The organism is Streptomyces sp. NPDC014623 (assembly GCF_043088245.1).
Taxonomy (GTDB): Bacteria; Actinomycetota; Actinomycetes; order Streptomycetales; family Streptomycetaceae; genus Streptomyces.
The window spans coordinates 249,091-272,823 of sequence record NZ_JBIBZU010000010.1 but is presented as its reverse complement, the minus strand read 5'-3'; the positions used below and the strand labels follow the sequence as shown (position 1 = coordinate 272,823).

Below are 23,733 nucleotides of genomic sequence, written 5' to 3'. Positions count from 1 at the left end.
CCGTGCACGTGCCGCGCCGCCTCCAGGAGCTGCGGGTCGAACTGGCGAAGGCCAAGGAGCTCCTCTCCTCCAAGCTCGACCGCGACCCGACCGTCAAGGAACTGGCCGCCCACCTCGATCTGAGCGAGGAAGAGGTCATCGAAGGGCTGATCGCGGCCAACGGCTACTCGGCCGGCTCCCTGGACACCCCCTCCTCCGAGGGCGACGACAGCCAGGACCAGCGGGCCTACGCCGAAGTGCTCGGCGAGCGTGACCCCGCCATGGAGGCCATCGAGAACCTGCACACCCTCGCCCCCCTGCTGGAGCAGCTCGACGACCGTGAGCGCCGCATCATCCAGATGCGTTTCGGCGCCGAGATGACCCAGGCGCAGATCGGGGCCGAGCTGGGCATCTCCCAGATGCACGTCTCCCGGCTGCTCACCCGCATCGTCAGCAAGCTCCGTGCCGGCATGAGCATCGACGCCTGAGCGGTACCCACTCCTCGTACGGGCGGTCTGCGGCCCGACGCACCGGCGTCGGGCCGCAGACCGCTCTCCCGGACGGCACCGACGCCCCCTGCGCGTCACTCACATGACGTGATGCCGCATCCCCTGCGGACGGGGCGTGGCAGCGGCACCCGGCCGGCGACGCCTCCTCGTTCCCCCTCCGCCGGACCGCGCCGTGGGCGTGGAGCCGCGCTCCACGCCCACGGCGCGCCCGGGCCGGTCCCGTTCCTCGTCGCGTCGCTGCGACCCGGCCGGCACGCAGCTGACCTTCTCCCCCGCCGGGCACGGATACGGATCGCGTCCCGGTCCACGGCGGAGGAGTGATCACCGGCTGCTGCCGGGCGGGCTCACCGACGGTTACTTCGGGTGGCGGCCCGGCAGCACCGTTCCCGGTTCGACCGACGGTTACTTCGGGTGGCGGCCCGGCAGCACCGTTCCCGGTTCGGCGGCGGCGACTCCCGTGCCCTCCGTCTTCGGGTTGCGCCGCTCCCGCCTGGCCACCCAGGTGGCGAACCAGGAGAGCAGCATGCACATGCCGATGTAGAGGGGCGAGATCACCATGACCACCGGGATGAACGGCAGGTCGTAGTCGAGGTTCGACGCGATCAGCTTGCCCGCGTGGAGGAACTCCTCGTAAGTGATCAGATAGCCCAGCGAGGTGTCCTTGAGCGCCACCACCAGCTGGCTGATGATGGTGGGCAGCATCGCGCGGACGGCCTGCGGGGCCAGGACGTGGGTGGTGACCTGCGTCTTGCGCATGCCCAGCGCGTACGCCGCCTCCCGCTGTCCCCGCTCCACGGAGTTGACCCCGGTCCGGAAGACCTCCGCGAGCACGGACCCGTTGTACAGGGTCAGGCCGGCCACCAGGGCCGGAAGCGGCTGGACCTTGAGCGCGACGAAGATGAAGAAGATCATCACCAGCACGGGCATGGCCCGGAAGAACTCGACGAGCAGCGTCGAGATCCAGCGCACCGGCCTGTGGTCGGAGAGCCGGCCGACGGCCAGCACGGCCCCCAGCACGAGCGAGAGGACCGCCGCGTAGGCGAAGGCCTTGAGGGTGTTGCCGAGGCCGCGCAGCAGCAGTTCCTGGATGCCCTTGTACGTGAAGGGCGTCCACTTCGCGCCGGTGAACTGGCCCGTGTCGAAGAGCAGGTAGAGGATCCAGCCGCACAGCGCGAGGATCACGGCCGTCGAAAGGACCCCGTAGAGGAAGTGCCGCTTGCGGGTGAGGGGGCCCGGGATGTCGTAGAGCGCGGTGGCGGAGACGGTGGAGTGGGTCATCGGGCGACTCCCCAGCGCTTCTCCAACACGTTGAAGAGTGCGCTGATGGCGAGGGTGATGATCAGGTATCCGACGGCGATCCAGATGAAGGACCAGATGATGCTGTAGCCGAGTTCGTTGAGGGTCTTGTAGGTGCCCAGCAGTTCGGTGACACTGAACGCTCCCGCGATCGCGGAGTTCTTGGCGAGCGCGATGAGCGTCGATCCCACCGGCGGGATCACCGACCGGAAGGCCTGGGGCAGCACCACGTTGTTGAGTGTCTGCCCGAAGGACATGCCGAGGCTGCGGGCCGCTTCGCCCTGTCCCCTGGGCACGGTGTTGATGCCGGAGCGCAGCGCCTCGCAGATGAAGGCCGAGGTGTAGCAGCCGAGGGCGAGCACCGCGAAGAGCTGGAAGGGCAGGACCAGGCCGAAACGCGGCAGGCCGAGCAGGACGGCGAAGAACAGCAGTGTCAGCGGGGTGTTGCGGAGCACCGCCACCCAGGCGGTGCCGATCGCCCGGAGCGAGCCGACCGGCGCGACCCGGAAGGACGCCATGACGAAGCCGAGCACCAGCGCCAGGGCCGAGGCGTAGACGGTGAGCTCGACGGTGCCGAGGAAGCCCTTGCCGTAGAGCGAGAAATTCTCTGTCAGTACGTCCATGGTGGTGGCCGGCCCCTCAGTTCGCCGGGTAACGGTCGATGGGCGGGGGTTTCGGCGCGGGCACTCCGGACAGGCCGAGGGTCGCCTCGAACGCCTTCTTCCAGTTGCCGTTCTTCTCCTCGGCCTCCAGCGCGTCGTCGAGCGCCGCGCGCAGCGCGTTGTCACTGCGCGGTACGCCGATGCCGTACGGCTCCTCCGAGAAGGGCTTGCCGACCACCTTCATCTCGTCCGGCGCCTTGGCGGCGAAACCCAGCAGGATGGCGTCGTCCGTGGTGACGGCGTCGACCTGGAAGGTCAGCAGGTTGTCGACGCAGATCGAGTAGGTGTCGTAAGCGACGAGGTCCGCTTCGGGGAAGTCGGCGGCGATGCGCTGGTACGGGGTCGACCCGGCGGCCGAGCAGACGGTCCTGCCCGCCAGGTCCCGCGGTCCGTCGATGCCGTGCTCGTCCGCGCGCACGAGCAGCCCCTGCCCGGCCATGTAGTACGGCCCGGCGAAGCCGACGAGCTTCTTGCGCATGTCGTTGATCGTGTAGGTGCCGACGTAGTAGTCGATCTGCCCGTTCTGGAGTGCCGTCTCACGGTTGGCGGAGGCGATGGTCCGGAAGCGGATCGTGTCCGGCTCGAAGCCGAGGGAGGCCGCCATCATGCGGGCGATCTCGATGTCGAAGCCGGAGTAGACCCCGCTGGCGGGGTCCTTCTCGCCGAGGTAGGGCTGATCCTCCTTGGCACCGACGACCAGGTGGCCACGCTTCCTGGCCTTCGTCCAGGTCTTCGACTCCGGCAGCCGGAATCCGGTGTCGACCGCGTACCGGGGAAGCTCCCCCGCCTTCGGTCCCTTGACCGGCGGGCTGCCCTCCCTGCCGCAGCCGGCGGCGAGCGCGGCGAGCAGGAGGCAGATCAGCACGGCCGCGATGTTCCTCGTACGCAACACGGTTCCCCCTGTCAGTGCTTGAGGATCTTGGACAGGAAGTCCTTGGCTCGGTCGCTCTCCGGGGCGGTGAAGAAGTCCTCCGGGGTGCGGTCCTCCACGATGCGTCCGTCGGACATGAACACCACACGGTTCGCGGCGGACCGGGCGAAGCCCATCTCGTGCGTGACGACCACCATGGTCATGCCCTCGCGGGCGAGCTGCTGCATGACCTCGAGGACCTCGTTGATCATCTCCGGATCGAGCGCGGACGTGGGCTCGTCGAAGAGCAGCGCCTTGGGGTCCATGGCGAGGGCGCGGGCGATGGCGACGCGCTGCTGCTGTCCGCCGGAGAGCTGGGCGGGGAGCTTCTCCGCCTGCGACGCGAGCCCGACCCGCTCCAGCAGTTCCCGGGAGCGCCGGTCGGCCTCGTCCTTCTTCCGCCTGCGGACCTTGAGCTGGGCGAGCGAGACGTTCGCCAGCACGGTCTTGTGGGCGAACAGGTTGAACGACTGGAAGACCATGCCCACTTCGGCCCGGAGCTCCGCGAGTCCCTTCCCCTCCTCGGGGAGCGGCTTCCCGTCGATGGCGATATGGCCGGACTCGATCGCCTCGAGACGGTTGATGGTCCGGCAGAGCGTCGATTTGCCCGATCCGGAGGGGCCGATGACCACCACCACCTCCCCGCGGCCGACGGTGAGATTGATGTCCTGCAGTACGTGAAGCTTCCCGAAGTACTTGTTGACGTCCCGCAGCTCGATCAACGGATCGACGGCCATACGCTGCCCTACCCACCTATCGCTCGTGTCAAGGTCAGCGCAAACTACCCGGGGCGATCACGCGCTTCGGCGCCGACACGCACCGGCAGTGCATAAGGCTGTTTATCGCGTTTTGGCCTCGGGGCCGCTCTCCGCCGTCTCCGCGTACATCTCGGAGAGCTCGGGGCTGCCCGACATCGCCCAGTCCAGACCGGCGGCGACCACGTCGATCTCGCGCCCCGAAGCCAGACGCACCACCGGCTTTCCGCCCGCCAGGATGTCCCAGACCGCACCGGGAACGGTACGCACCAGTACGGTGCCGAGGTAGAGGCCGGCGTCGTTGCCCACCCAGGGCAGCTCCTCCGGGTCGTCGCGCCAGACGGGCGGCATCTGGTCGAGTGCGGACAACGAGGCCGGGCTGTCGTCGAGTTCGAGGCCGCACTGCCCCGCTCGGGCGCGCAGCAACTCGCATTCCGCGAACAGCTCGGCGACGCCGTCCGGATCGGTCTCGACGGCGGCCGCGAGGGCCGCCTCCCGTGTACCGCCCTGGCGCTTACGCCAGTTGTCCAGGAAAGGGATCATGTCACCAGGATCCCACCCCTGACGCGTTCCGCATCGCAGGACGCGCGATTGCCCCGGCTCCGGGCCCCGCCCCGTTCATGACCTGGCCATCTGTCTAAGGTACGGGGATGACGTCGCAGAGATACCTGTCCGAACTCTTCTCGCTGGAGGGCCGGGTGGCCGTGGTGACCGGCGGCAGTTCCGGCATCGGCCGGGGCATCACCGAGGCGCTCGCACACGCCGGCGCGAGCGTGGTGGTCGTGGCACGCAGGGAGGCGGAACTGGTGCGCACCGTCGGTGAACTCACCGACGCCGGCTGCCGGGCGGCCTGGGTGAGCGCCGACCTCGGGACCCCCGAGGGCGTGCGCGCGGCCGGTGACGGCGCCGCGGCCGCGTTCGGCGAGCCCGACATCCTCGTCAACTGCGCAGGCGTCAACCTGCGGCCGCCGATGAGCGAGCTCGGCGAGGACGTCTGGGACACCACGATGGCGGTGAACCTCAAGGCTCCCCATCTGCTGGGCCTCCGGTTCGGTCCCGGCATGGCCGGGCGCGGCTTCGGCCGGATCATCCACATCACGTCCCAGCAGGCGCACCGGGCGTTCGTGCAGAGCGGCGCGTACGGCGTCTCCAAGGGTGGGCTGGAGTCACTGGCCCGCTCGCAGGCCGAGGCCTGGTCACCGTACGGGGTCACCTGCAACACGCTGGTGCCCGGGTTCGTGATGACGCCGCTCAACCAGCGCCTGTCGTCCGACCCGGAGCGGGTGGCGGCGCTGGCCGCCCGCACCATGGTGGGACGCAACGGGCTGGCCGAGGACTTCGCGGGTGCCGCGGTGTTCCTGGCGAGCGCGGCCTCCGCCTACGTCACCGGCCAGTCGCTGTTCGTCGACGGCGGGTTCTCGGTGCACTGAACCGTCCGCGAACGCACGATGCCGCCCCGGCGGGGGGCGGCATCCGCAGCGCGCGCCGTGGGGTCTCCTCTTCGCAGGAGGGAGTCCTCGCCGCCCGCGCACCGGGAGATCGACGACCGCTTCAGCTCTGGTCGCCCGGGGCGGGTTCACCGGTCTCGGCGGCGACCGCCGCGGCGACGTCGGACGACGCCACGTCCTTGTCGACACCCAGCCCGGTGAGCACACCCGTGCCCCCTTCGAACTCCAGCAGGGCCAGCACGATGTGCCCGGCCCCGACGAAGTCGTGGCCGAGGCGCAGTGCCTCGCGGAAGGTGAGCTCCAGGACCTTGCGCGCCTCCGCGTCGTACGGGATCAGCTCGGGGACCTCGTCGGACGCGGCGGGCAGGGCGAGCGCCACCGCCTCCCGGACCGCCTCCGGCGAGACGCCCTGTCCGGTGATCACCTGGACACCGAGGGAGTCCGGCTCGGCCAGGAGCCCCAGGACCAGGTGCCCCACACCCACCTCGTCGTTGCGGGCCGCGTGGGCCTCGTTGTGGGCGGCCATGACGGCGTTCCTGGCCCGCTCGTCGAACCGGCCGAAGCCCTGGCTCGGGTCCAGGTCCGACGCCTCGCCGGGCTTCTTGGGGACGAACCTCTTCTGGGCGGCCTGCCGGGTCACCCCCATACTCCGGCCGATGTCCGTCCACGAGGCGCCCGAACGTCGCGCCTGGTCCACGAAGTGACCGATGAGGTGGTCGGCGATCTCACCCAGGTGATCTGCCGCGACCACCGCACCCGTGAGCTGCTCCAACGCGTCGGTGTGAGTCTTCTTGATCGCGTCGATCAGGTCGTCGAGGCGGATGGGCGGGTCGGCGCGCAACGGTTCCGTCATGGGGCAACCTTAGGTTGACACCCAGGTCGCGTCAACCATGGGTTGACACTTCGAGCACGCACGGGCCCGCTCCCCTGCCCGCGAAAGCGGCGGAAGCGGGGGCGTCGACGCCGCGCGGGCACCGGCGTCAGAAGTCGAGGTCCACGACCACCGGGGCGTGGTCGGAAGCTCCCTTGCCCTTGCGCTCCTCGCGGTCGACATAGCTGTCCTTGACCGCCGCCGTGAAGGAGGCGTTGCCGTAGACGAGGTCGATCCGCATGCCCTTGTTCTTCGGGAAGCCGAGCTGACGGTAGTCCCAGTAGGAGTACGGGTGGTCGTACTTCAGGGGGCGCGGCATCACGTCAAAGAGCCCTCCCTCGCGCAGCGCGGCGAGCGCCTCCCGCTCGGCGGGAGTGACGTGTGTGGCACCTTCGAACAGCGCCGGGTCCCAGACGTCCTCGTCCGTCGGAGCGATGTTGAAGTCACCGAGGACCGCGAACGGCAGCGCGCCCGCCGCGTCCCCGGCGACGGCCTTCCGCAGGGCCTCCAGCCAGCGCAGCTTGTAGGCGTAGTGCTCGTGGGTGACCTCACGGCCGTTGGGCACGTAGACGGACCAGACACGGACGGGTCCGCAGGTCGCCGAGACCGCTCTCGGCTCCTGCACTCCCTCGTAGTCCGGGCCGCCGGGCAGTCCCGTCACGACGTCCGCGAGACCTGCGCGGGAGAGCAGCGCGACGCCGTTCCACCGGCCCGTGGCGTTGACCGCCGACTCGTAACCCGCTTCGCGCAGCGCTTCGGTGGGGAACTGCTCACGTGTGCATTTGGCCTCCTGGAGGCACAGCACATCGGTGCCGCTGCTCTCCAGCCAGGCCAGCAGCCTCGGAAGCCGGGCGGTGATCGAATTGACGTTCCAGGTGGCGATGCGCATGCAGCAAACCTAACCGCTCCCACCGACAAGCGGGTCAGAGGCGGGCCGCGTCACCCGGGGCCAGCCGGCCGTGGTCCGCCCCGCCCAGGGCCCCGATCTGCCTGTCGTAGACCGGGCGGGCCAGGTCCGTGAGCAGGGCGTCGTGGATGTCGATCGCGCGGCGGGGCTTCACCTCGCGTACGTAGTCGATGACCTCCGAGATCTTGTTCCAGGGAGCCATGACCGGCAGCATCAGCGTGTCCACCGGGTGGTCGGGGACCGTGAGGGCGTCACCCGGGTGGAAGACCGAACCGTCCACCAGGAAGCCGATGTTGGTGACCCTCGGGATGTCCGGGTGGATCACCGCGTGCAGTTCGCCGTGCACCTGCACCTCCAGTCCCGCGGCGGTGAACGTGTCACCGTGGCCGACCGTGTGCACACGCCCCGGGAACGCGGCGGACACCTGCTCGGCCACACTGCGCAGGGTCCACACCCGCGCGGCGGGGTTGGACTCCAGCGCGGCACGCAGCCGCGCCTCGTCGAAGTGGTCGGGGTGTTCGTGCGTCACCAGGATCGCGTCGGCGCCGAGCGCGGCGTCGTCCTCGGTGAACCCGCCGGGGTCGATGACGAGCGACTGCCCGTTCCGCTCCAGCCGGACGCAGGAGTGGGTCTTCTTGGTGAGTGTGAGAGACGAAGCGTTCATGACCCCATCCTGCTACGCGGACGTGGGCGGGGTCGTCTCCTCCTGGATCACGGACTGCGCGATCTCGAACGCCGCGCCCGCCGCCGGGATGCCGCAGTAGACGGCGGTCTGGAGCAGCACCTCCTTGATCTCGGCAGGCGTGAGCCCGTTGCGCAGGGCCGCCCTGACGTGCTGGGCGAGGCCGCCCAGGTGGCCGGACGCGACGACCGCGGTGAGGGAGACACAGCTGCGGGCCCTGCGGTCGAGGCCCTCCCTGCTCCAGATCTCACCCCAGGCGTAGCGGGTGAGGAGCTCCTGGAAGTCGTCGGTGAAGTCGTCGGACGCGGCTGTCGCGGCGTCCACGTGGGCGTCGCCCAGCACCTCGCGCCGGACCTTCGTCCCCCGCTCGTACCGGTCGTCGTGTCCCGCCGGGGAAGCCTCGGGCAGATGGGCCGCGGCGGCGATCTCCGCGACGGGGACGACCGGGGTGAACGGGGCGGCGAAGCCCGGGGGCGGCGGTACGGAGATCGACGCCAGGGTGTCCTGCCAGGCTGTCGAGAAGTGCATGAGGAGCAGATCGGTGACGGCGGCCGGCTGCTCGACCGGGGCCAGGTGGGAGGCGCCGGGGACGAGGGCGAGCCGGGCGTCCGGAATGCCCGCCACCAGGGTCCGTGCCTCGGCGGGGCCGGTGACCTTGTCCTCGGCCCCGACCAGGACGAGGGTCGGCACACCGATGCGGGGCAGTTCCGTACGGATGTCGAAGGTCGCAAGGGCCTCGCAGGAGGCGATGTAGCAGCCGGGGTCGGTCGTGCGGACCATCTGGACGGCCCACTCGACGATGGCCGGCTGGGCGGCGGCGAAGCCGGGGGTGAACCAGCGCTCAGGGGAGGTGCGGGCGATGGGCTCCAGGCCGTTGCTGCGGACGATCACCCCGCGTTGCCGGAACTCGTCGGCGGTGCCGAAGCGGGGCGAGGCGGCGACGAGCGCCAGCGCGGCGACCCGGTGCGGGTGGCGCAGCGCGAGGTCGGCGCCGACGGCGCCACCGAGGGAACAGCCCGCATATCCGAAGCGCTGGACGCCGACGCTGTCCAGCGTGGCGAGCAGACGGTCGGCGAGGTCGGAGACCGCGGCGGCTGGGTAGGCGGGTGCACCGCCGTGCCCCGGGAGGTCGTAGCGGAAGATTCTCCAGTGCTTGGACAACTCGGGTATCTGGCGGTCCCACATGTGCCATGTGGTACCCAGGGACGGCCCGATCACCAGGACCGGAGCGTCTTCTGGCCCGTCAAAGCGGTATTGCAGAGTGTTCGGCGGTGTCTCGGTCACCCGGAAAACCCTCTCACGTCTCACCTCCAGAGCTACCGCCAGGGCCAGAAAGTCTGGGGTGACGCCGGCATGGGCGCCATGTGGAGCGCCTCGACGGTGAAGGTCATCGGTTCGGGTATCGATGATCCCGACTTCGCCGACAACTTCAGCCGTCTGATCGGCGGCCACGACGGCGAGACCACCTCGCACTCGGAGTCCGGTACGTCGACCTCGGTGTCGATGCGGCAGGAACGGATCCTGCCCGCCGACGCATCCGCGCCCTGCCCAAGGGCGCCGCGCTCTGCTTCGCCACCGGCATGCGCGCCGCCATGCTCGACCTGCGCCCCTGGTACCGGGAGCCCGGAGCGGAAGAACTGTCCGCAGCCTCCGCCCGCGCGTCGAAGGCGATCACCGACCGCGCCGTCGCAGAGCACGCCCCGGAGCAGTGGAACCCGGCGCCACCCCGAGACGACACTCGGGCCCTCGGCCTGCCCACCTTCAGCTCGCGGCACGAAAACGGTCCGCCGACTCCGTCGGCGGACCGTCACGAAACTTCGAGGTTAGAAGAAGTGCTTGCGTCCACCGACCGCGCGACCGGTCGCACCCAGGATCCACAGGATGGCGCCAACCAGAATGAGGATGCCACCGATCGTCGTCAGCAGACCCATGCCGACAAGCAGGCCGATGATCAGCAGAATAAGCCCAAGAATGATCATTTTAAACCCCATCGTCAATTCCGGCTCAGGCGCGTGTGCGTATGAGCTGCACAAGGGCCTGAGTTCGTCCCTTGGTGGGCAGATCCCGACCAGCTCCGAATGTCAGGACCTTGGTGCGATAACCCTTGTGCCCGGCGACACGGTGTTCACGCCCTTCTTCGAAACTTCGTTCAGTACGCCGTCTCCTCGGCCGTCCTCTGCTACGGCAGGTCCTTCCCCCCCCGGACGGTTTGGACGTTGGTGACGCTGACACCGGACAGCGGCGCCCACGGGCAGACTCCCCTATACCGGGGGACGCTGGATACCGTCCTGACCGGGTTGAAGACCTCTCGGGCGGCATATCGCTTGAGGCATCGGATGATCTCACGTGGGGTCTTGCCCCTCCTGGGTGCGGCGTTCGTAGTCGCCTGGGTGCGGGGATCGAAGCGCAGGCGGGTGAACACGATGCGGTGCAAGGCCGCGTTCGCCTGACGGTCGCCGCCGTGGTTGAGCCGACGCGTGTGCCGCCTGCCCGACGAATACTCGATGGGGCTGACTCCACACAGGGCGGCGAAGGACGCCTGGGAGTTCAGCCGCTCGGGATCGCCCCCCATGGTGATCAGGAGAGTGACGGCGCTGCCCGGACCGACGCCCACCGGTACGAGTAGCTGTGGGACGTGATGTTCGACGAGCCGGATCAGCCGTTGGTCCAGCTCATCGATCTGTCCGGTGAGCTGCTCGATGCGCTGGACTGGTCGGGTAGCCCGTCCGCACGGCGCTCTCCACGCGCTGACACGACGTGACCACATTCGACTTCAGCGGCGTCGCGGGACACAGCTTCTCTTCCTCCCCCGGGCTCCTGGGCGTCACCGGCAACCATGCGGTCATGCCAGGAAACCTCACCCGGACATATGAGGGGAGGCCGGTCCACAGCCACGCCGCCGGGCGCGGGCCGGTTCGCCGCCGTGTGAACTCCAGTCCTGTTGACGCTCTCGCCGATCGGGCCTGCCGAAGCCGAGTAGAACGGCTGGTCATGGGAACGATCAGGGCTTCCGAACGGGCACCTCCGCTCGCCTACGCGCAAGGATCGCCGATGCTTCCTAAGGTCCGCCCCTACGTATCCACCACCCTCGCAGAACAGTTGGAACACCATCTGGATCTGGTTCCGCATCTCGAAGCCGGCCAGCTCGATGTGGAGCGCGTCGCCGGGATCGCGGTGGTCGCAGCTGCCCACTGCGATGGCTATGCGGCCACCGGCCGTCTCCTCGGGCTGCTGGCCGCGCTGCCTGCCCCCACCGGGGCAGGAGAACGCTTCTGGTCGGACCTGTGGAGGTCGTCGGGCACCGCGTACCTGTTGCCCGTCAACATCAAGGATCCGGTGCTGCGTTCGCTGGCAGGAGAAGGAACCGCCCTGGCCCGGCAGGTCCTCTCGGCCGTCGATGAGATGACCCCGCCCCAACGCGTCGCGGCCGGGGAAGTGATCGGTCAGGCCCTCGTCGAGTCCGACCATCTGCCCGACCTCAAGACACAGGTCATCGGAGAACTCTGGCTCCGAGATCTCGAGCTCACCGCCTGGCGCGTCCTGCACGCAGACCGCAGGTCGGACGATCCGGCTGGACGGAAAGCCTTCCTCGACACCTGGACGAGCGTCTGAGCGTCGGCTCCTTCGAGCTGCACGGCAGCGGGGCAGGACATGCGGCTCCCGTGGCCGACGACGTTTGCAGCGACTGAGGTCGGGAGGTTCCGGGCCGAAGTCGCACCGGCCCGGGTCCCTCCACAGATCAGGGGCCGCGCAGCCATGGCTGCGCGGCCCCTGATCCTGCCGGCCCGAAGCACGAGAGCCGGCGCCTTCGTCCGGGCGGGTGGCAGAGCCCGCAGGGGTGGCGGCCACCTGGACACGGCGTGCGCGATCTCTCGGGCAGGTCCGCGAGGTCAGGCCATGTTGATGTTCTCGGCCTGCGGACCCTTCTGGCCCTGGGTGACGTCGAACGTCACGGCCCGGCCCTCCTGGAGCTCACGAAAGCCGGTGGGGTTGATCGCGGAGTAGTGCGCGAAGACATCCGGGCCGCCGCCGTCCTGCGCGATGAAGCCGAAGCCCTTCTCCGCGTTGAACCACTTCACAGTTCCCGTAGCCATGTCTCATGCCTTCCAGTCGGTGAACGCCTCCCGCTCCATGTGGCAGACGGGGGTGATCGCCCTGGTCCCTGCGGCACGGCACAGCAGAACGCCCACACCGGAGGCGTGGGCAAGAGGGAATCCGAACCACGACAGCTGACGCAGACGCTACACGCCCAAGCACCGCGTCACCACAGGAAATGATCACACCGCACACCGCGACCGTGCGCGCGGTGCCCGCCGCCACTGACGGGCACTCACCTCATGCTGCCGCCGTTGAATTCGCTGATTCGGCGGCACGGCGATATTCGGCATTGACGCGCTGGGCTTCCTCGAGCTGGTCTTCGAGGATGACGATCCGGCAGGCGGCCTCGATGGGGGTCCCCTGGTCGACGAGTTCCCGGGCGCGGGCGGCAATGCGCAGCTGGTAGCGGGAGTAGCGGCGGTGGCCGCCTGCGGAGCGGAGTGGGGTGATGAGGCGGTGTTCGCCGATGGCGCGGAGGAAGCTCTGGGTCGTGCCGAGCAGTTCGGCGGCCCGGCCCATGGTGTAGGCGGGGTAGTCGTCGTCATCGAGACGGCCGAACGTGTCGTCTGCTGTCATTGCACCTCTCTGTGGAACGCGTGGAGGGGCCCTGGCGCCGTACCGGCACCAGGGCCCCGAAGGAACTGCTACACCATCTGCCAGCCCTGATACTGCGCCGGCCCTCTGTTTCCGCAGACCCGACCGAGATGCTGTCGGGGGCGCGGGGATCGCGGTTGCTCGACCGGAGACCACCTCACTATCGATGTCCTGCGGTACCCGGGGCCAAGAATTGCGCCCGGGCGATCCTGATGGCGCTGGGCTCCTCCGTTCTTCCCTCTTGATCAACTACTCACTAAACGGAAACTGCGAACTGCTGGTGGCCTCGAACAGCGCCACTCTTCGGCAGCCAGCCCCGTCGCCCGTCCTGCGTCTGCTCTGGCTTGGAACCCCACTGCCGAACCTCCCGGTGCGCGCGCCCGCAGCCGACGCCTTCACCGAGGTACTGCTCACTGACTTCACTGCTGGGTGCTGCGAACCTTCACTTGCTGGTACTGCTGGTGGCGGCCCCTGATCACTGCGGGCCCCCCGGTCCGGTCGTCAGTCCCGTCGCCGTCCTGCAACCGCTTGGCTTCGGAACTCCACCACCGCACCGTCCTGCGAACTGCAACTGCGTACTGCTGCCCGGCAGTTCATTTCTGCCGGGCCTCTCTTGATTTCGGCTACGACAGAAACCTTAACCGCACCGCCAGCCAATGTCTACTCCAGCGGGTATAGATTTCCGCGCGCTGGAAGATGAGGTACTCCGCCTCGACCGGTCCCCATGGATGGTTCAAGCAGCCGCGATGCCCAGTCCGGCGCTCACAGTGACCCACCGCCGCGCAGCGCGTCGGGCTGAGCGTGCCGTCGCCGACTGCGCCGTGGCTACCGCCGGCGGCACCGGCCAGCACCGCGTCTCGTGAAGAACACCACCGACCGGGACGGACGTTTCCAGCCGTGACGCCCCGCAGGTCGGCCGTTGGCGAGCGTGGCAGAAGGCCCTGCGCCGCCCTCGACGATCCCGGGATGATGCAGCTGGTGGCGAACCCGCACAGCCCCTGACTCGAGCAGACCGCGGGCTGCTGAGACACGGGCTCACGGCAGCAGCCGAGTCGATCCAGCCCTCATGTGACCGGCCGCACCGGGAGGGGTGCGCATCCCTCGTACGGACGAGTGGGCGGGGTGTGATCGCACATCAGGCACACCCCCGAAAGCGTCACAGGCACACAGACGCATGAGGCGCCGGCCGCATCGTGCGCGCCGGCGCAGCCGATCTCACGACGAAGCCGCACCGGAGCGCTCGGTGCGGCTTCGTCGTCTCACGGCTCCGCGCGGATGTCCCGTGAGGACGGTCCCCGGCAGGGTCTGAGGGCTGTCCCGGACCAGGAAGCCCTGGACCTGCGAATTCGTGTCCGCACTGGAGCGGCTGGACGCCCCTGGACGGTCTCTGCAACCTGTGCCACGTGGTGCCCGGGGACGGCCCGATCACCAGGACCGGAGCGCCTTCTGGCCCGTCAAAGCGGTGTTGCAGGGTGTTCGGTGGTGTTTCGCTCACCCACCAGGCCCTCTCATATCCCACAATCTCTCATTACCGCTCGGTATGTTGCTTCCGGTCCCACGCAGCCCGTCCCGCACCGAGCCTCTTCCGGCCTGCCGGACGGCTGGATCGGTGTCCTGGTGGCGGTCAGGAAGAAAGCTCCCGGCAGACGGGATCACGGCCGAGATCACCAGTCCGTCAGGAGGCCCCGCACTCGTCCACCCGTCCGCCGTCGTCCTCCCCGGCACTCTCTCCGGATCGGCCGGCTCGGCTTGGCTTCCCCTGGCGGACCGGCCGGGCCGAGATCGGCCCCCACGGCGCCGGCCGCCTGGTGCGCGAGGCCTCGGTGAACTGGATGACACCGGCCGCCCGGTACTTCACGCTCCAGCGGTGCTGCCGCCCTGTCCGCGCGGTCCGTTCCCCGGCGGGTGGTCGCAGAGGGGGCACGAGCTCTTCCTCTCTCAGCGCCGCCCCGGTCCGGCCTCGTGGTCGAAGAGCGCCCTGAACGCCTGCCCACCTCACCGAGGAGCCCGGATCGACCAGGCTCCGTACTCCTGTGGGGTACCCGGACTCCGGGTGCCGTGTCCGGATGATCACCCAGGGGCCGGGCACGCCCATGGTGTTCCTCTGCTGCTCCTCAGCGGTCGGACACGGCATCCGCCATGTCCGATTCGCCCCGGCGTCCTGGGAGGTAGTTTGGTAGAGAAGGCCCTGAGGAGGGCGATTCGATGCCGTGGTTCGTATGGTTGCTCGCCGCTGCGGCGCTGGGTGCCGCGGAGTTCTTCACCCTGACACTGGTCCTGGGGCTGCTGGCGGGTGCCGCTTTGGTCGCCGCTGCAGTCGCTGGTGCCGGTGTCGGCGTTCTCGGCCAGCTCATAGCCCTGGGGGCGGCAGCAGCGGCAGGTCTCGTCATCATCCGTCCCGTCGCGCTGCGGCACATGGCACAGCAGCCCGTTGCACGCGAGGGCAGTGATGCGCTGGTCGGCAAGCGGGCCGAGGTGCTGCAGGAGGTCACCGCCGCCCGCGGCCTGATCAAACTGTCCGGCGAGGAGTGGTCCGCCCGCGCTCTCGACGAGAGCCTGGTGATCCCGGTGGGAGCGCTGGTCGACGTCATGGAGATCGAAGGCGCCACGGCCCTCGTCCACCCCCGCGAACTCCTTCCATGAACGGCTGAAAACGGAGCAACGGAGGCAGTCACTGTGGACCCAGTTGTCATCCCCATTCTCGTGGCGGCCCTTGTCGTCGTCTTCCTCGTGGCCTCCACCCTACGGATCGTCCCGCAGGCACGCCGCTACAACATCGAGCGGTTCGGCCGGTACCGCAGGACACTCCAGCCCGGCCTGAACCTGGTTCTGCCGGTGGCGGACCGCGTCAACTCCAAGCTCGACGTGCGCGAGCAGGTCTACTCGTCCGAGCCGAAGCCGGTGATCACCGAGGACAACCTCGTCGTGAACATCGACACCGTGCTCTACTACCAGATCACCGATCCGCGCTCGGCGGCCTACGAGGTCGCCAACTATCTGCACGCGATCGACCAGCTCACCGTGACCACGCTGAGGAACGTCATCGGCAGCATGGACCTGGAAGCAACGCTCACCTCGCGTGAGGAGATCAACGCCCGGCTCCGAGCCGTCCTCGACGACGCCACCGGCAAGTGGGGCATCCGGGTCAACCGCGTCGAGATCAAGGCCATCGATCCGCCTCACACCATCAAGGAAGCGATGGAGAAGCAGATGCGGGCCGAACGTGACAAGCGCGCGGCCATCCTGCACGCAGAAGGGGAGCGGCAAGCCAAGATCCTCACCGCGGAAGGCACGAAGCAGAAGGACATCCTGGAGGCACAGGGTACGCAGCAGGCCGTGATCTTGCGGGCGGACGGCGAGGCGAAGGCGGTGGAGCTCGTCTTCCAGGCCGTCCACCGCAACGACGCCGACCCCAAGGTCCTGGCCTACAAATACCTGGAGACGCTCCCTCACCTGGCGAGCAGCGACAACAACACGTTCTGGGTGATCCCGGGAGAGCTGACCGAAGCAGTCCGGACCGTCACCAGCGCGTTCGGTGATCCGTCGTCGGCGGGTGCTCCCCGATCCGCGCAGTCCGAGGAATCAGCCACCACCGGCGCTGACGGCCCATCGGACGAGGACCGGCTTCCGGAACTCGACGGAGGCCCGACGCTCCCGCTCGACGCTGCCAGGGCGACTGACGAGGCAGAGAAACAGGCCGCCGCCGCGGTGAGCGACGCCAAAGCGGAGGCCGAGGCCGCGAAGTCGCCCCAGGTGCCACACCGCGGACAGGCATCCGGCGGTTGAACCCGCCACCGGCGTCGGCTATGCACCGGTCGATGCCTTCCACAGGGGTGGATCGCCCTTCCGGCAAAGGCTGTTCACCCCCGGCCAGGACTTCGAAGAGGCCGCCCCTCCTCGCGGCAGGTGGGAGCAGGAGAAGGAGTACGGCTGGAAGGAATCGTGCGCAGGGGTGCCCACCCGCCCCGGCCCGGGCGGCACCGCTTGACCGGCCGGCGACGCCCCCGGGTCGGCGACACGGCCTCGGGACAGGACGGGATCAGGGCGCCGTCGGCCCGAAAGGGCTGTCGGCCAGGTGGGCCAGCAGCTCGGCGACGTTCCGGTAGACCATGCCCGCGCCCGCCCGCTCCAGGTCGGCGCGGGGGATGCCGCCGGACAGCAGTGCCACCGAGCGCACGCCCGCCCGGGCTGCCGCCTCCATGTCCCACACGGAATCGCCCACGAACACCGCTCGGTCGACGCTGACGCCGGCCAGTTCGCATGCCAGCCGTACAGGCTCCGGGGAGGGCTTTCCCTCGGCGACGTCACTCGAGCTCGCCGTGTCCCGGACGGCATCGTCCGCGTCCACCGCACGGCGCAGGGCCGCCAGCTCCGATCCGCTCGCCGAGGTGGCGAGCACGACCCGCCAGCCGTGCCCGGCCAGGGCGCGCAGCAGGTCGCCCGCGCCTTCGAAAGCGGGAAGGCGGTCATGGTACGTCCCGTAGAGCACCTTGTGTGCGGCGCTGATGGCGGAATCCTGTTCGACGTCGCGGTCGGCTCCGAGCAGCCGCCCGATCAGGTCTTCGGCACCGAGCCCGACCGCCCGGTGGATCTCCGGCATCGGCACAATGTGCCCGGCTTGCCGGAACGCCTCCCACCATGCCACCACATGAAGGTGGTTGGTGTCGGTCAGCGTGCCGTCCACGTCGAAGATCGCCGCGCCTGCCATGTCTGTTCGCTTCCTTCCTCATCCGGGCCCGCCGTCCACTCGGCCCGCCGGACTGCATGACGGCCGGACGGCCTGCCGCGTCGCCTCGCCTCCGGTCCGGTGCTCTCCTGAGGCGTTGCCCCGCCTTTGTCGCTGCGCCTGTGCTCGGGCTGCTGCGGGCTCGACACGGCGATCGCTCCCTCGCTCCGTACGTATGCAGGAACCGGGCCAGCTCGGCCGGGAGCCCGGCGCCCGGCCGGGAGCCCGGCGCCCGGCCGGATGTCCTCGGCGTCCTCTTCTTCCAGCTTCGGCCTCGATCGCCCTCTCCGCAGCGGGAACGCTCGCGGCGGCCGGGCGCCGGCCCCTCGGAATCTATTTCTCGGGGTCGCGACCCCAGTTCATCAGTGAGTAGCGCCAAGGGGTATCGGTGGCTTCCCCCTCGGGACGTTGCTTCATGTGCCTGTGCACGTAGCCGACGACCTTGCGCATGTGCGCAAGGTCGTCGTCACTCAGGTCGGCCTTCTTGGTGCGCAGCAGTTCCACGATCCGGCGGCCGGAAGCGTGGCCCGTCGACTCCCCGCTGCCGTTCTTCTGCCCTACCTCCTGCGACTGTTCCGTTTCCAGCCACTTCTCCAGCTCACCGGCGGTCATGTTGACGGCTTCACCGAAGCGGTCGAGGGTCTCCTGCCGCTCTTCGTCCCGTCCGCCGCTCACGAGCCACTGCCCTTCTTGCGCAGCGACTCGGGTCTGTGGACCGCGGTCCTGCCTGTCTTGTCGCTCTCCACCTCGTACTGCGGCTCGTCCTTGGACGCGTCCACGGTCCGGCCGGCGGCTTCGGTCCGCTCGGCGACCTTCCGGGTGACGGTGCCGTCGACCTCCTGGCCGTGGCTCTTCCACGTGACGTCGTCCCCACGGGACAGCTTCTTGTTCTTGTCCTTGCCGGCCATCGGGCATCCTCCCTCTCGTCGAGCGCGGGGTCGGCCCCGCCGAACAGCACCCGGTCTCCGTCAGCATCACGGGTGTGCGGCGCTCCCGCATGTGGAGCGCGCCCTCCGGTCCGTCGCGGGCCGGCAGACCACGCGGCGGCTGCTGTCCCGGACAACGCCTGGTGAGGGCAGTCCGTCCTCGGTGGCCGGACCGGCGCAGGACGGCTGTGGCGGAGACCTCTTGGATGATTCACGGGGGCTCCAGCCGAAAAGGCGCCGTCGGGCCGGGGTGCCCAGCCGGAGACGGATCGGTGAGCTCTCGCTCCGGACGACGCGCCTTGCCTCCCTTTCGGCGTGATCGCGCAGGAGGACGTCGCGCTCACGCCGCAGAACACGTGCTCTTCGAGGGTGGGGTCCCGAAGCCCGGTCCTCGCAGGTCCATGACCGATGATGCCGTCCGCGGAGCGGGTGTGTCAGGCTGGTGGAAAGGCACGCTTCCACACGAAGCCTCCTGAGCCGGGCGATGCGGCCGCAGCGGGCGTTCCGCATCAGGCCCTCGTCCCGCTCATGAAGACCTGCCCCCGATGAGGAGTGCGGCGGGAAGCGGAGCGCACCGCACCACCGTCCGCGGCACGGAGGACTGATGACCAGAATGGCGGAGATCATCTCAGCCAAGGTCCGGCGACTCGCAGGGATGAAGAAGCGGAGCGACGGGATCGCGCTGGACGACGCCCGAAGGAAGCGAGAGGGGTACCGGCAGCAGTCGGACGCGCGGAGAGCGGAGTCGCGGATCCGGTCGCGCAACCACCCCCCGCCCTGACCGACGGGACTTTTGACGGGCGAGTCCGCGCCGCAGCACCGCATGCCCGTGCGCGGGACGTGCCGACCGTCCGGGCCCGTATGCGGGGCACGCCCCTCACCGATCCGTCCGGTAGGACGTCGCTGTCCCGGTTCTTCGCCTGGAAGGAGACATCGCGCTGGCGACCGGCAGACCTCTCGCCCTGGTTACCGGCGCCTCCAGCGGCATCGGTCTCGCATTGGCCGAGCAACTGGCCGGACGCGGCTTCGATCTCGTCCTCGACGCCGAGGACGACGGGCGACTGCAGCATGCGGCCCGACGGATCCGGGCGGCGGGCGCAGCAGTCGTCGAAGCCGATCTCCCTGTGCCTCAGCAGACCGACGCCCCCTTTGCCACCGCGACGACCCTGGGCCGGCCCCTGGACGTCGTCGTCCTGAGCGCCGGGGTCGGTCAGGGGGCGCGTTCAAGGACACCGACCTGGCGGACGAGCTGGAAATCATCGATCTCGGCATCCGCTCGACCGTGCGACTGGCCAAAAGCGTCGGGCGCGACATGGCCGCCCGGAACGAGGGCCGCGCCCTCGTCGCTTCCTCCATCGCTTCGATGATGCCCGGCCCCACCGAGACCGACTTCTTCCACCGTGACGGCATGGACGACACCAGGAGCGGCCGGCAGGACAGGGGCGATCCGGCTCAGGTCGCACGTCATCCTCTGGACGCCCTCTTCTCCGGCAAGGGGAAAACCGTCGCCGGCTCGGCCGGGACCGAGGCGCAGGGACTCGCCGGCAGGGTGTTCCCCGACAAGCTGAAGAGGGAGGCGCACCGAAAGACGGCCGAGCCCTGCTCCGGTGACCAGGATTGAGCCGTGCTCACCCGGGTGAGCAGTGCACCGTGCCCTCGGTCAGGTGCCGGCCGCCGTACGCGCACCGGAGCGCTCTCCGCCCTCCTCGGTCGCACGGCCCGCCAGGTTCTGAGCCCGGTGGGCGCCACGTCCGGGATGGCCGGCCCGCAGTTCGAACCGGCACGCGGCGACCGGGTGCCGCCGCATCGCGGGGCGCAGCCTGCCGGGATCGCGGTCGCGGGCTCCCGGTTGCGGTCGCGTTCCCGGGTGCGGGGATTCCGGCGGCCCGCTTCCGCCCGGATGCGGCGAGGGCACGCCACCCTGCGTGGTACGCGGGACCGCACCGGATTCCCACCGGCTTCCCCGGACCGCCGCCATCCTGTCGGCCGGCCGTCACCGCATTCGCCGGACGCCCATGACCGCGGCCGGGCCCGCAGCACCACCCCCGGAACCGTTGGTCCGGCCACAGCCCCCCGAAGGTGAGCCGCCCCCTCCGGATCCGTGGGCCGTCCACTCGCTTCAGTCCCCCTCCGGGGCATGCGGAGCCGTCGAGGGCGCCTCGGCAGGTCGCTCGCGTCCTCCGTCGTGGCCTGAGGCCACCACGGCGACCAGTCCGAGGACGACAGCCGCGGCAGCGACCCGTCCCGCAGCCCGGAGCATCCATCCCGGAAGCGATCCCCTTCTCTGCCACCCCCCCGTCACGGGCAGCCGTTCAGCCCGTCTGGCCGGCCGCATCAACCGCGCCACCAGCAGGACGGCGACCGGCAGTTGCAGCAGCCACAGCACCGTGCGCGGCCACTCGCCGTACCAGACGTTGGTGCCGTACAGCAGCGTGTGCCACACGCTCAGCACGTACACGACGATCACGAACCGGTGCAGCCGGCGCCAGGTGTGGGCGCCGATGCGATGCCGGACGTAGAACAACAGGCCGAGCGGGATCGCCAGATAGAGGGCGCCCTGCCCGATCGGGATGGCGATCCGGCCGGTTCCCGAGTCGTACCAGCCCGGCACGAACGAATCCGCGAACCCCACCCACAGGCGTACGGCCCACGCCGATGCGGCCTCGTAACGGACGAGTTCGGCCGCGAACATCAGTGCGTGCGCGAGCATCAGCGCCATCGTGGTCAGGCTCGTGGTGCGGTGCCAGCGTTCCAGGGACTGCGGGGAGCCCGGCAGCCAGGCCGGGCGCCGCCCGGACAACAGCAGTCCGAGCATGACCGTGCCCCACGCCCACAACAGCGCCGACCAGCCGAACGCCTGGCTCAGCAGGTACATCCAGTACGTACCCGCGTCGGCCATGAAGGGCATGACCGCCACCGTCGCCGAATCGCCTGACTCCACGCGCGCGTACAGGAGGACGAACACCACCGCCGTGACAGCGACCGCGGCACCCGCTTCGGGCAGCAGGGCCCGCAGGTCGGCGCGCAGGGTGACACGGCCGGCGGCGCTCCGGTCGCGTCGGACCGGCGCGGCCGCCCCTTCGTCCTCCGGCGTCGTTTCTGACAGCATCCCTGGGCCCCCCGGGCACCGGCCTCCGAGAGGCGGTGCGTGTGTGTCGTAGGAGAAACCAGTTTCGCCGGAGAGAAACGGAGACACCGAGGCTCATTCCGGCCAGAGCGCCGAGGGGCCCGGACATCACGCCTGCCCGGAGCCTCCGGTCCGCGGGGTGCTTCCGGCAGGGGAACGGAGAGGGGGCGCGGGCGTCCACTTCCTGCGCACCCTCGTCAGCCGCACGGAGCCTCACGTGCCGGTTCACCGCGGGCGGACCTCGTCGGCAGGAGAGAGCGTACGGGCGTTCCCTGCCTGCCCCTTACCGGTCGGCGGCCGGCCGTCACACGGGGACCGGCGGTGTGCCCCCCCACCGCCCTTCCGTCAGGGGGTCGCCGCGGAGACCGCGTAGACGACCGGAGCCGCCGGGTCGGTCATGTTGACGGTGATGCTCTGGGTGGGACGCGGGTCCTTGTTCTTGTGGACTGTTCCCGCCCAGTGGACGCCCGGTCCGAAGTACCATCCGGTGATCTTGACGTCCCGTTCGCTGATGGTGACCTTTCCGGTCTCCAGCGCGGCACGGCCGGTGCCGACACCACTCAGGAAGCGGTCCAGCCCGGCGGAGGTCGTACGGAACTTCACGTACATCCGGCTGGCTTTCCAGTTGTTCGTCTCGTAGTACTGCACCCCGACCGCATTGCCCGGAATGGGCAGTTCGAAAATCCGGCGCTGCATGCCGGAAGGCCAGTCCTCGCGCAGCCCCTGGGCGGCGGCCTCGGCCTCCTTGTCCTTGCCGGAGCGACGGCTTTGTCCTGCGGAGATCACCAGGTAGCCGGCCGGGATGCCGATGAGCAGGACGATGATGGTCAGCGTGATCAGCCGCCGCCGGATCACGCTCCGCCGGTCCTGCGGCGGCGTCCCGTTACCGGAGGGCCCGGAGGGCTCCGAGGAGCCGGACGAAGGGGGCTGGCGCGGCACGACGTGGTGCTCGGCTGCGGTCATGGTCGGTGATCCCTCGAAGCTGCGGTACGGGACGGGGGGGGGGGAGGCCGGGTGCCGCGGCGCACGGCCCACGGCCCGCGGATCAGTCGTCGGTACGGGTGCCGCGCGTGTTCCGGATGGTGCTCGCGGCCTGGTCGTAGAACTGCGCGTACCGCTCGTAGCGCTCGACCCGGCGGCGGTTGGTCCGCCGGAACCTCCGGGCGACCAGGCGGGCGAGGTCGGCGGCACCGACCATGCCCGCCTCGGGGCCGAGCTGTGCCTTGGCGATCCGGGCCTCGGGGCGGTAGCCACGGCCGGTGAGGTGACGCTTGAACGCGTCCCGTGCCGGACCGATCAGCAGGTCGTCGGCAGCGCTGACACCGCCGCCGATGACGAAGCAGGACGGGTCCAGGGCGGCCGCGAGATTGGCGATGCCGACGCCGAGCCACTGGCCGATGTCCTGGAGGAGCTCGACGCACATCGCGTCGCCCTCCCGGGCCAGCTCGGTGATGAGCGGCCCGGTGATGTCCGGGATGTTGCCCTTGACCCGCTCGATGATGCCGTGTGCCACCGGGGAGTCCGCCGCGGCGAGTTCCCTGGCCTCGCGCACGAGGGCGTTGCCCGAGCTGTACTGCTCCCAGCAGCCGCGGTTGCCGCAGGGGCAGCGGTGCCCGCCGGGCACCACCTGCATATGGCCGAACTCACCCGCGACGCCATACTTGCCGCGCTTGACGTGCCCGTCCTCCAGGATCGCGCCGCCGATGCCGGTGCCCAGTGTGATCATGACCAGGTGGTCCTCACCGCGGCCGGCGCCGAAACGCCATTCCGCCCAGGCCGCCGTGTTGGCGTCGTTGTCGACCATCACCGGGACCACCAGCCGGGAGGCCAGGGCGTCGCGGAGCGGTTCGTCGCGCCACGCGAGGTGCGGCGCGAACAGCACCTTGGAGCGGTCCGCGTCGACCCAGCCCGCCGCACCGATCCCGACCGCGTGGACGTCGTGCCGGTCGGAGAGGTCCAGGACCAGTTCGACGATGGTGTCCTCGACGACCCTGGGACTCTTGGACTTGTCCGGCGTCTCGGTGCGCAGGGTCTCCAGGATGTTGCCGTCGGCGTCGACGACGCCGGCCATCACCTTCGTCCCGCCGATGTCGATGCCGACGGTGGGAACCCTGGGCGCCGTCAGGTGCGAGCGCCGCTCCCTGGTGCCGACGGTCCGCAGGACGGTCGCGCGGGCGGAGCCGCGGTGTGTGAAGTCGCGGTACGTGCTCATCGTCCCTGCGCAGGTCGGGGGGCCGGTCGGT

Annotated in this window: 26 protein-coding genes and 1 pseudogene; 9 read left to right on the top strand and 18 right to left on the bottom strand. The window is 69.8% G+C overall.

Annotation, left to right across the window (positions count from 1 at the left end; genetic code table 11):
* On the top strand, positions 1–467 hold a 467-nt coding region (locus tag ACF1FZ_RS18765; RefSeq protein ID WP_391774482.1), incomplete at its 5' end, for a sigma-70 family RNA polymerase sigma factor.
* 423 nt (positions 468–890) lie between these two features.
* Here the strand turns inward: ACF1FZ_RS18765 and ACF1FZ_RS18760 are convergent.
* From ACF1FZ_RS18760 to ACF1FZ_RS18740, 5 genes are all read right to left on the bottom strand, one after another.
* Positions 891–1,766, bottom strand: coding sequence for an amino acid ABC transporter permease (locus ACF1FZ_RS18760; protein ID WP_391774481.1), 876 nt, complete (start codon positions 1,764–1,766; stop codon positions 891–893).
* A complete protein-coding gene (locus ACF1FZ_RS18755) occupies positions 1,763–2,407 on the bottom strand; it encodes an amino acid ABC transporter permease (RefSeq protein WP_391774480.1) in 645 nt (214 codons plus the stop codon). Before ACF1FZ_RS18755 ends, ACF1FZ_RS18760 begins: the two co-directional genes overlap by 4 nt.
* A gap of 16 nt (positions 2,408–2,423) precedes the next feature.
* Positions 2,424–3,338 carry a glutamate ABC transporter substrate-binding protein gene (locus ACF1FZ_RS18750; RefSeq protein ID WP_391774479.1) on the bottom strand — a complete coding sequence of 305 codons (915 nt, stop codon included), beginning with the start codon at positions 3,336–3,338 and terminating at the stop codon, positions 2,424–2,426.
* 11 nt (positions 3,339–3,349) lie between these two features.
* Positions 3,350–4,093: an amino acid ABC transporter ATP-binding protein gene (locus ACF1FZ_RS18745; RefSeq protein WP_391774478.1), complete on the bottom strand. Its 744-nt coding sequence runs from the start codon at positions 4,091–4,093 to the stop codon at positions 3,350–3,352.
* Between the two features lie 102 nt (positions 4,094–4,195).
* Entirely contained in the window at positions 4,196–4,654 is a 459-nt protein-coding gene (locus ACF1FZ_RS18740) for a DUF6278 family protein (RefSeq protein WP_391774477.1), read from the bottom strand.
* Between the two features lie 107 nt (positions 4,655–4,761).
* Between ACF1FZ_RS18740 and ACF1FZ_RS18735 the strand changes: the two genes are divergently transcribed.
* Positions 4,762–5,541 (top strand): SDR family NAD(P)-dependent oxidoreductase, encoded by a 780-nt coding sequence (locus ACF1FZ_RS18735; RefSeq protein WP_391774476.1) that lies wholly within the window; start codon positions 4,762–4,764, stop codon positions 5,539–5,541.
* Between the two features lie 121 nt (positions 5,542–5,662).
* On the opposite strand, the gene ACF1FZ_RS18730 is transcribed toward ACF1FZ_RS18735, so the two are convergent.
* The 4 genes from ACF1FZ_RS18730 to ACF1FZ_RS18715 form a co-directional block, all read right to left on the bottom strand.
* On the bottom strand, positions 5,663–6,412 hold the full coding sequence (locus ACF1FZ_RS18730; protein ID WP_391774475.1) for a Clp protease N-terminal domain-containing protein: 750 nt from the start codon (positions 6,410–6,412) through the stop codon (positions 5,663–5,665).
* Between the two features lie 127 nt (positions 6,413–6,539).
* On the bottom strand, positions 6,540–7,319 hold the full coding sequence (locus ACF1FZ_RS18725; RefSeq protein ID WP_391774474.1) for an exodeoxyribonuclease III: 780 nt from the start codon (positions 7,317–7,319) through the stop codon (positions 6,540–6,542).
* A 34-nt stretch (positions 7,320–7,353) separates the two neighbouring features.
* Positions 7,354–8,001 (bottom strand): MBL fold metallo-hydrolase, encoded by a 648-nt coding sequence (locus ACF1FZ_RS18720; protein WP_391774473.1) that lies wholly within the window; start codon positions 7,999–8,001, stop codon positions 7,354–7,356.
* Between the two features lie 12 nt (positions 8,002–8,013).
* Positions 8,014–9,204: an alpha/beta fold hydrolase gene (locus ACF1FZ_RS18715; RefSeq protein WP_391774472.1), complete on the bottom strand. Its 1,191-nt coding sequence runs from the start codon at positions 9,202–9,204 to the stop codon at positions 8,014–8,016.
* Positions 9,205–9,327: 123 nt separating this feature from the next.
* Between ACF1FZ_RS18715 and ACF1FZ_RS18710 the strand changes: the two are divergent.
* A pseudogene (locus tag ACF1FZ_RS18710) lies at positions 9,328–9,728 on the top strand (TraM recognition domain-containing protein); the annotation flags it as partial.
* A 470-nt stretch (positions 9,729–10,198) separates the two neighbouring features.
* Here the strand turns inward: ACF1FZ_RS18710 and ACF1FZ_RS18705 are convergent.
* Positions 10,199–10,633, bottom strand: a complete 435-nt coding sequence (locus tag ACF1FZ_RS18705; protein WP_391774471.1) for a transposase — start codon at positions 10,631–10,633, stop codon at positions 10,199–10,201.
* A 437-nt stretch (positions 10,634–11,070) separates the two neighbouring features.
* Here ACF1FZ_RS18705 and ACF1FZ_RS18700 point away from each other — a divergent pair, with 437 nt between their 5' ends.
* Positions 11,071–11,631: a hypothetical protein gene (locus tag ACF1FZ_RS18700; RefSeq protein WP_391774470.1), complete on the top strand. Its 561-nt coding sequence runs from the start codon at positions 11,071–11,073 to the stop codon at positions 11,629–11,631.
* Positions 11,632–11,909: 278 nt separating this feature from the next.
* Here ACF1FZ_RS18700 and ACF1FZ_RS18695 read toward each other — a convergent pair whose 3' ends face one another.
* Both ACF1FZ_RS18695 and ACF1FZ_RS18690 read right to left on the bottom strand, forming a co-directional pair.
* Positions 11,910–12,113: a cold-shock protein gene (locus tag ACF1FZ_RS18695; RefSeq protein ID WP_391774469.1), complete on the bottom strand. Its 204-nt coding sequence runs from the start codon at positions 12,111–12,113 to the stop codon at positions 11,910–11,912.
* A gap of 241 nt (positions 12,114–12,354) precedes the next feature.
* Entirely contained in the window at positions 12,355–12,693 is a 339-nt protein-coding gene (locus ACF1FZ_RS18690; protein WP_391774468.1) for a MerR family transcriptional regulator, read from the bottom strand.
* Positions 12,694–14,916: 2,223 nt separating this feature from the next.
* Between ACF1FZ_RS18690 and ACF1FZ_RS18685 the strand changes: the two genes are divergently transcribed.
* On the top strand, positions 14,917–15,354 hold the full coding sequence (locus ACF1FZ_RS18685; RefSeq protein ID WP_391774467.1) for an NfeD family protein: 438 nt from the start codon (positions 14,917–14,919) through the stop codon (positions 15,352–15,354).
* Positions 15,355–15,387: 33 nt separating this feature from the next.
* A complete protein-coding gene (locus ACF1FZ_RS18680; protein WP_391774466.1) occupies positions 15,388–16,497 on the top strand; it encodes an SPFH domain-containing protein in 1,110 nt (369 codons plus the stop codon).
* A 253-nt stretch (positions 16,498–16,750) separates the two neighbouring features.
* On the opposite strand, the gene ACF1FZ_RS18675 is transcribed toward ACF1FZ_RS18680, so the two are convergent.
* The 3 genes from ACF1FZ_RS18675 to ACF1FZ_RS18665 form a co-directional block, all read right to left on the bottom strand.
* Positions 16,751–17,419: an HAD family hydrolase gene (locus ACF1FZ_RS18675; protein WP_391774465.1), complete on the bottom strand. Its 669-nt coding sequence runs from the start codon at positions 17,417–17,419 to the stop codon at positions 16,751–16,753.
* A 351-nt stretch (positions 17,420–17,770) separates the two neighbouring features.
* The gene (locus ACF1FZ_RS18670) at positions 17,771–18,112 is read right to left on the bottom strand and encodes a DUF3140 domain-containing protein (protein ID WP_391774464.1); all 342 of its coding nucleotides are present in this window, start codon (positions 18,110–18,112) and stop codon (positions 17,771–17,773) included.
* The gene (locus tag ACF1FZ_RS18665; RefSeq protein WP_391774463.1) at positions 18,109–18,345 is read right to left on the bottom strand and encodes a DUF2945 domain-containing protein; all 237 of its coding nucleotides are present in this window, start codon (positions 18,343–18,345) and stop codon (positions 18,109–18,111) included. The genes ACF1FZ_RS18670 and ACF1FZ_RS18665 overlap by 4 nt, the downstream gene beginning before the upstream one ends.
* A 622-nt stretch (positions 18,346–18,967) precedes the next feature.
* Between ACF1FZ_RS18665 and ACF1FZ_RS18660 the strand changes: the two genes are divergently transcribed.
* The 3 genes from ACF1FZ_RS18660 to ACF1FZ_RS18650 all read left to right on the top strand — a co-directional run bounded on the left by ACF1FZ_RS18660 (position 18,968) and on the right by ACF1FZ_RS18650 (position 19,984).
* Positions 18,968–19,144 carry a hypothetical protein gene (locus ACF1FZ_RS18660; protein ID WP_391774462.1) on the top strand — a complete coding sequence of 59 codons (177 nt, stop codon included), beginning with the start codon at positions 18,968–18,970 and terminating at the stop codon, positions 19,142–19,144.
* Between the two features lie 217 nt (positions 19,145–19,361).
* Positions 19,362–19,730, top strand: a complete 369-nt coding sequence (locus ACF1FZ_RS18655) for a hypothetical protein (protein ID WP_391774461.1) — start codon at positions 19,362–19,364, stop codon at positions 19,728–19,730.
* Positions 19,646–19,984 carry a hypothetical protein gene (locus ACF1FZ_RS18650; RefSeq protein WP_391774495.1) on the top strand — a complete coding sequence of 113 codons (339 nt, stop codon included), beginning with the start codon at positions 19,646–19,648 and terminating at the stop codon, positions 19,982–19,984. Before ACF1FZ_RS18655 ends, ACF1FZ_RS18650 begins: the two co-directional genes overlap by 85 nt.
* Before the next feature lie 498 nt (positions 19,985–20,482).
* Here ACF1FZ_RS18650 and ACF1FZ_RS18645 read toward each other — a convergent pair whose 3' ends face one another.
* The 3 genes from ACF1FZ_RS18645 to ACF1FZ_RS18635 form a co-directional block, all read right to left on the bottom strand.
* On the bottom strand, positions 20,483–21,472 hold the full coding sequence (locus ACF1FZ_RS18645) for a ferric reductase-like transmembrane domain-containing protein (RefSeq protein WP_391774460.1): 990 nt from the start codon (positions 21,470–21,472) through the stop codon (positions 20,483–20,485).
* Positions 21,473–21,835: 363 nt separating this feature from the next.
* Positions 21,836–22,453: a hypothetical protein gene (locus ACF1FZ_RS18640; RefSeq protein WP_391774459.1), complete on the bottom strand. Its 618-nt coding sequence runs from the start codon at positions 22,451–22,453 to the stop codon at positions 21,836–21,838.
* Positions 22,454–22,535: 82 nt separating this feature from the next.
* The gene (locus ACF1FZ_RS18635; RefSeq protein ID WP_325750913.1) at positions 22,536–23,702 is read right to left on the bottom strand and encodes an ROK family glucokinase; all 1,167 of its coding nucleotides are present in this window, start codon (positions 23,700–23,702) and stop codon (positions 22,536–22,538) included.
* Positions 23,703–23,733 lie beyond the last annotated feature (31 nt).

Excerpts from the sequence above, each read along its gene's own strand:
- ACF1FZ_RS18685 (WP_391774467.1), top strand. The coding sequence starts at position 14,917 with ATGCCGTGGTTCGTATGGTTGCTCGCCGCTGCGGCGCTGGGTGCCGCG.
- ACF1FZ_RS18720 (WP_391774473.1), bottom strand. The coding sequence starts at position 8,001 with ATGAACGCTTCGTCTCTCACACTCACCAAGAAGACCCACTCCTGCGTC.
- ACF1FZ_RS18695 (WP_391774469.1), bottom strand. The coding sequence starts at position 12,113 with ATGGCTACGGGAACTGTGAAGTGGTTCAACGCGGAGAAGGGCTTCGGC.
- ACF1FZ_RS18700 (WP_391774470.1), top strand. The coding sequence starts at position 11,071 with ATGCTTCCTAAGGTCCGCCCCTACGTATCCACCACCCTCGCAGAACAG.
- ACF1FZ_RS18665 (WP_391774463.1), bottom strand. The coding sequence starts at position 18,345 with ATGGCCGGCAAGGACAAGAACAAGAAGCTGTCCCGTGGGGACGACGTC.
- ACF1FZ_RS18735 (WP_391774476.1), top strand. The coding sequence starts at position 4,762 with ATGACGTCGCAGAGATACCTGTCCGAACTCTTCTCGCTGGAGGGCCGG.
- ACF1FZ_RS18690 (WP_391774468.1), bottom strand. The coding sequence starts at position 12,693 with ATGACAGCAGACGACACGTTCGGCCGTCTCGATGACGACGACTACCCC.
- ACF1FZ_RS18740 (WP_391774477.1), bottom strand. The coding sequence starts at position 4,654 with ATGATCCCTTTCCTGGACAACTGGCGTAAGCGCCAGGGCGGTACACGG.
- ACF1FZ_RS18760 (WP_391774481.1), bottom strand. The coding sequence starts at position 1,766 with ATGACCCACTCCACCGTCTCCGCCACCGCGCTCTACGACATCCCGGGC.
- ACF1FZ_RS18645 (WP_391774460.1), bottom strand. The coding sequence starts at position 21,472 with ATGCTGTCAGAAACGACGCCGGAGGACGAAGGGGCGGCCGCGCCGGTC.
- ACF1FZ_RS18745 (WP_391774478.1), bottom strand. The coding sequence starts at position 4,093 with ATGGCCGTCGATCCGTTGATCGAGCTGCGGGACGTCAACAAGTACTTC.
- ACF1FZ_RS18675 (WP_391774465.1), bottom strand. The coding sequence starts at position 17,419 with ATGGCAGGCGCGGCGATCTTCGACGTGGACGGCACGCTGACCGACACC.
- ACF1FZ_RS18730 (WP_391774475.1), bottom strand. The coding sequence starts at position 6,412 with ATGACGGAACCGTTGCGCGCCGACCCGCCCATCCGCCTCGACGACCTG.
- ACF1FZ_RS18715 (WP_391774472.1), bottom strand. The coding sequence starts at position 9,204 with ATGTGGGACCGCCAGATACCCGAGTTGTCCAAGCACTGGAGAATCTTC.
- ACF1FZ_RS18725 (WP_391774474.1), bottom strand. The coding sequence starts at position 7,319 with ATGCGCATCGCCACCTGGAACGTCAATTCGATCACCGCCCGGCTTCCG.
- ACF1FZ_RS18640 (WP_391774459.1), bottom strand. The coding sequence starts at position 22,453 with ATGACCGCAGCCGAGCACCACGTCGTGCCGCGCCAGCCCCCTTCGTCC.
- ACF1FZ_RS18660 (WP_391774462.1), top strand. The coding sequence starts at position 18,968 with ATGACCAGAATGGCGGAGATCATCTCAGCCAAGGTCCGGCGACTCGCA.
- ACF1FZ_RS18635 (WP_325750913.1), bottom strand. The coding sequence starts at position 23,702 with ATGAGCACGTACCGCGACTTCACACACCGCGGCTCCGCCCGCGCGACC.
- ACF1FZ_RS18755 (WP_391774480.1), bottom strand. The coding sequence starts at position 2,407 with ATGGACGTACTGACAGAGAATTTCTCGCTCTACGGCAAGGGCTTCCTC.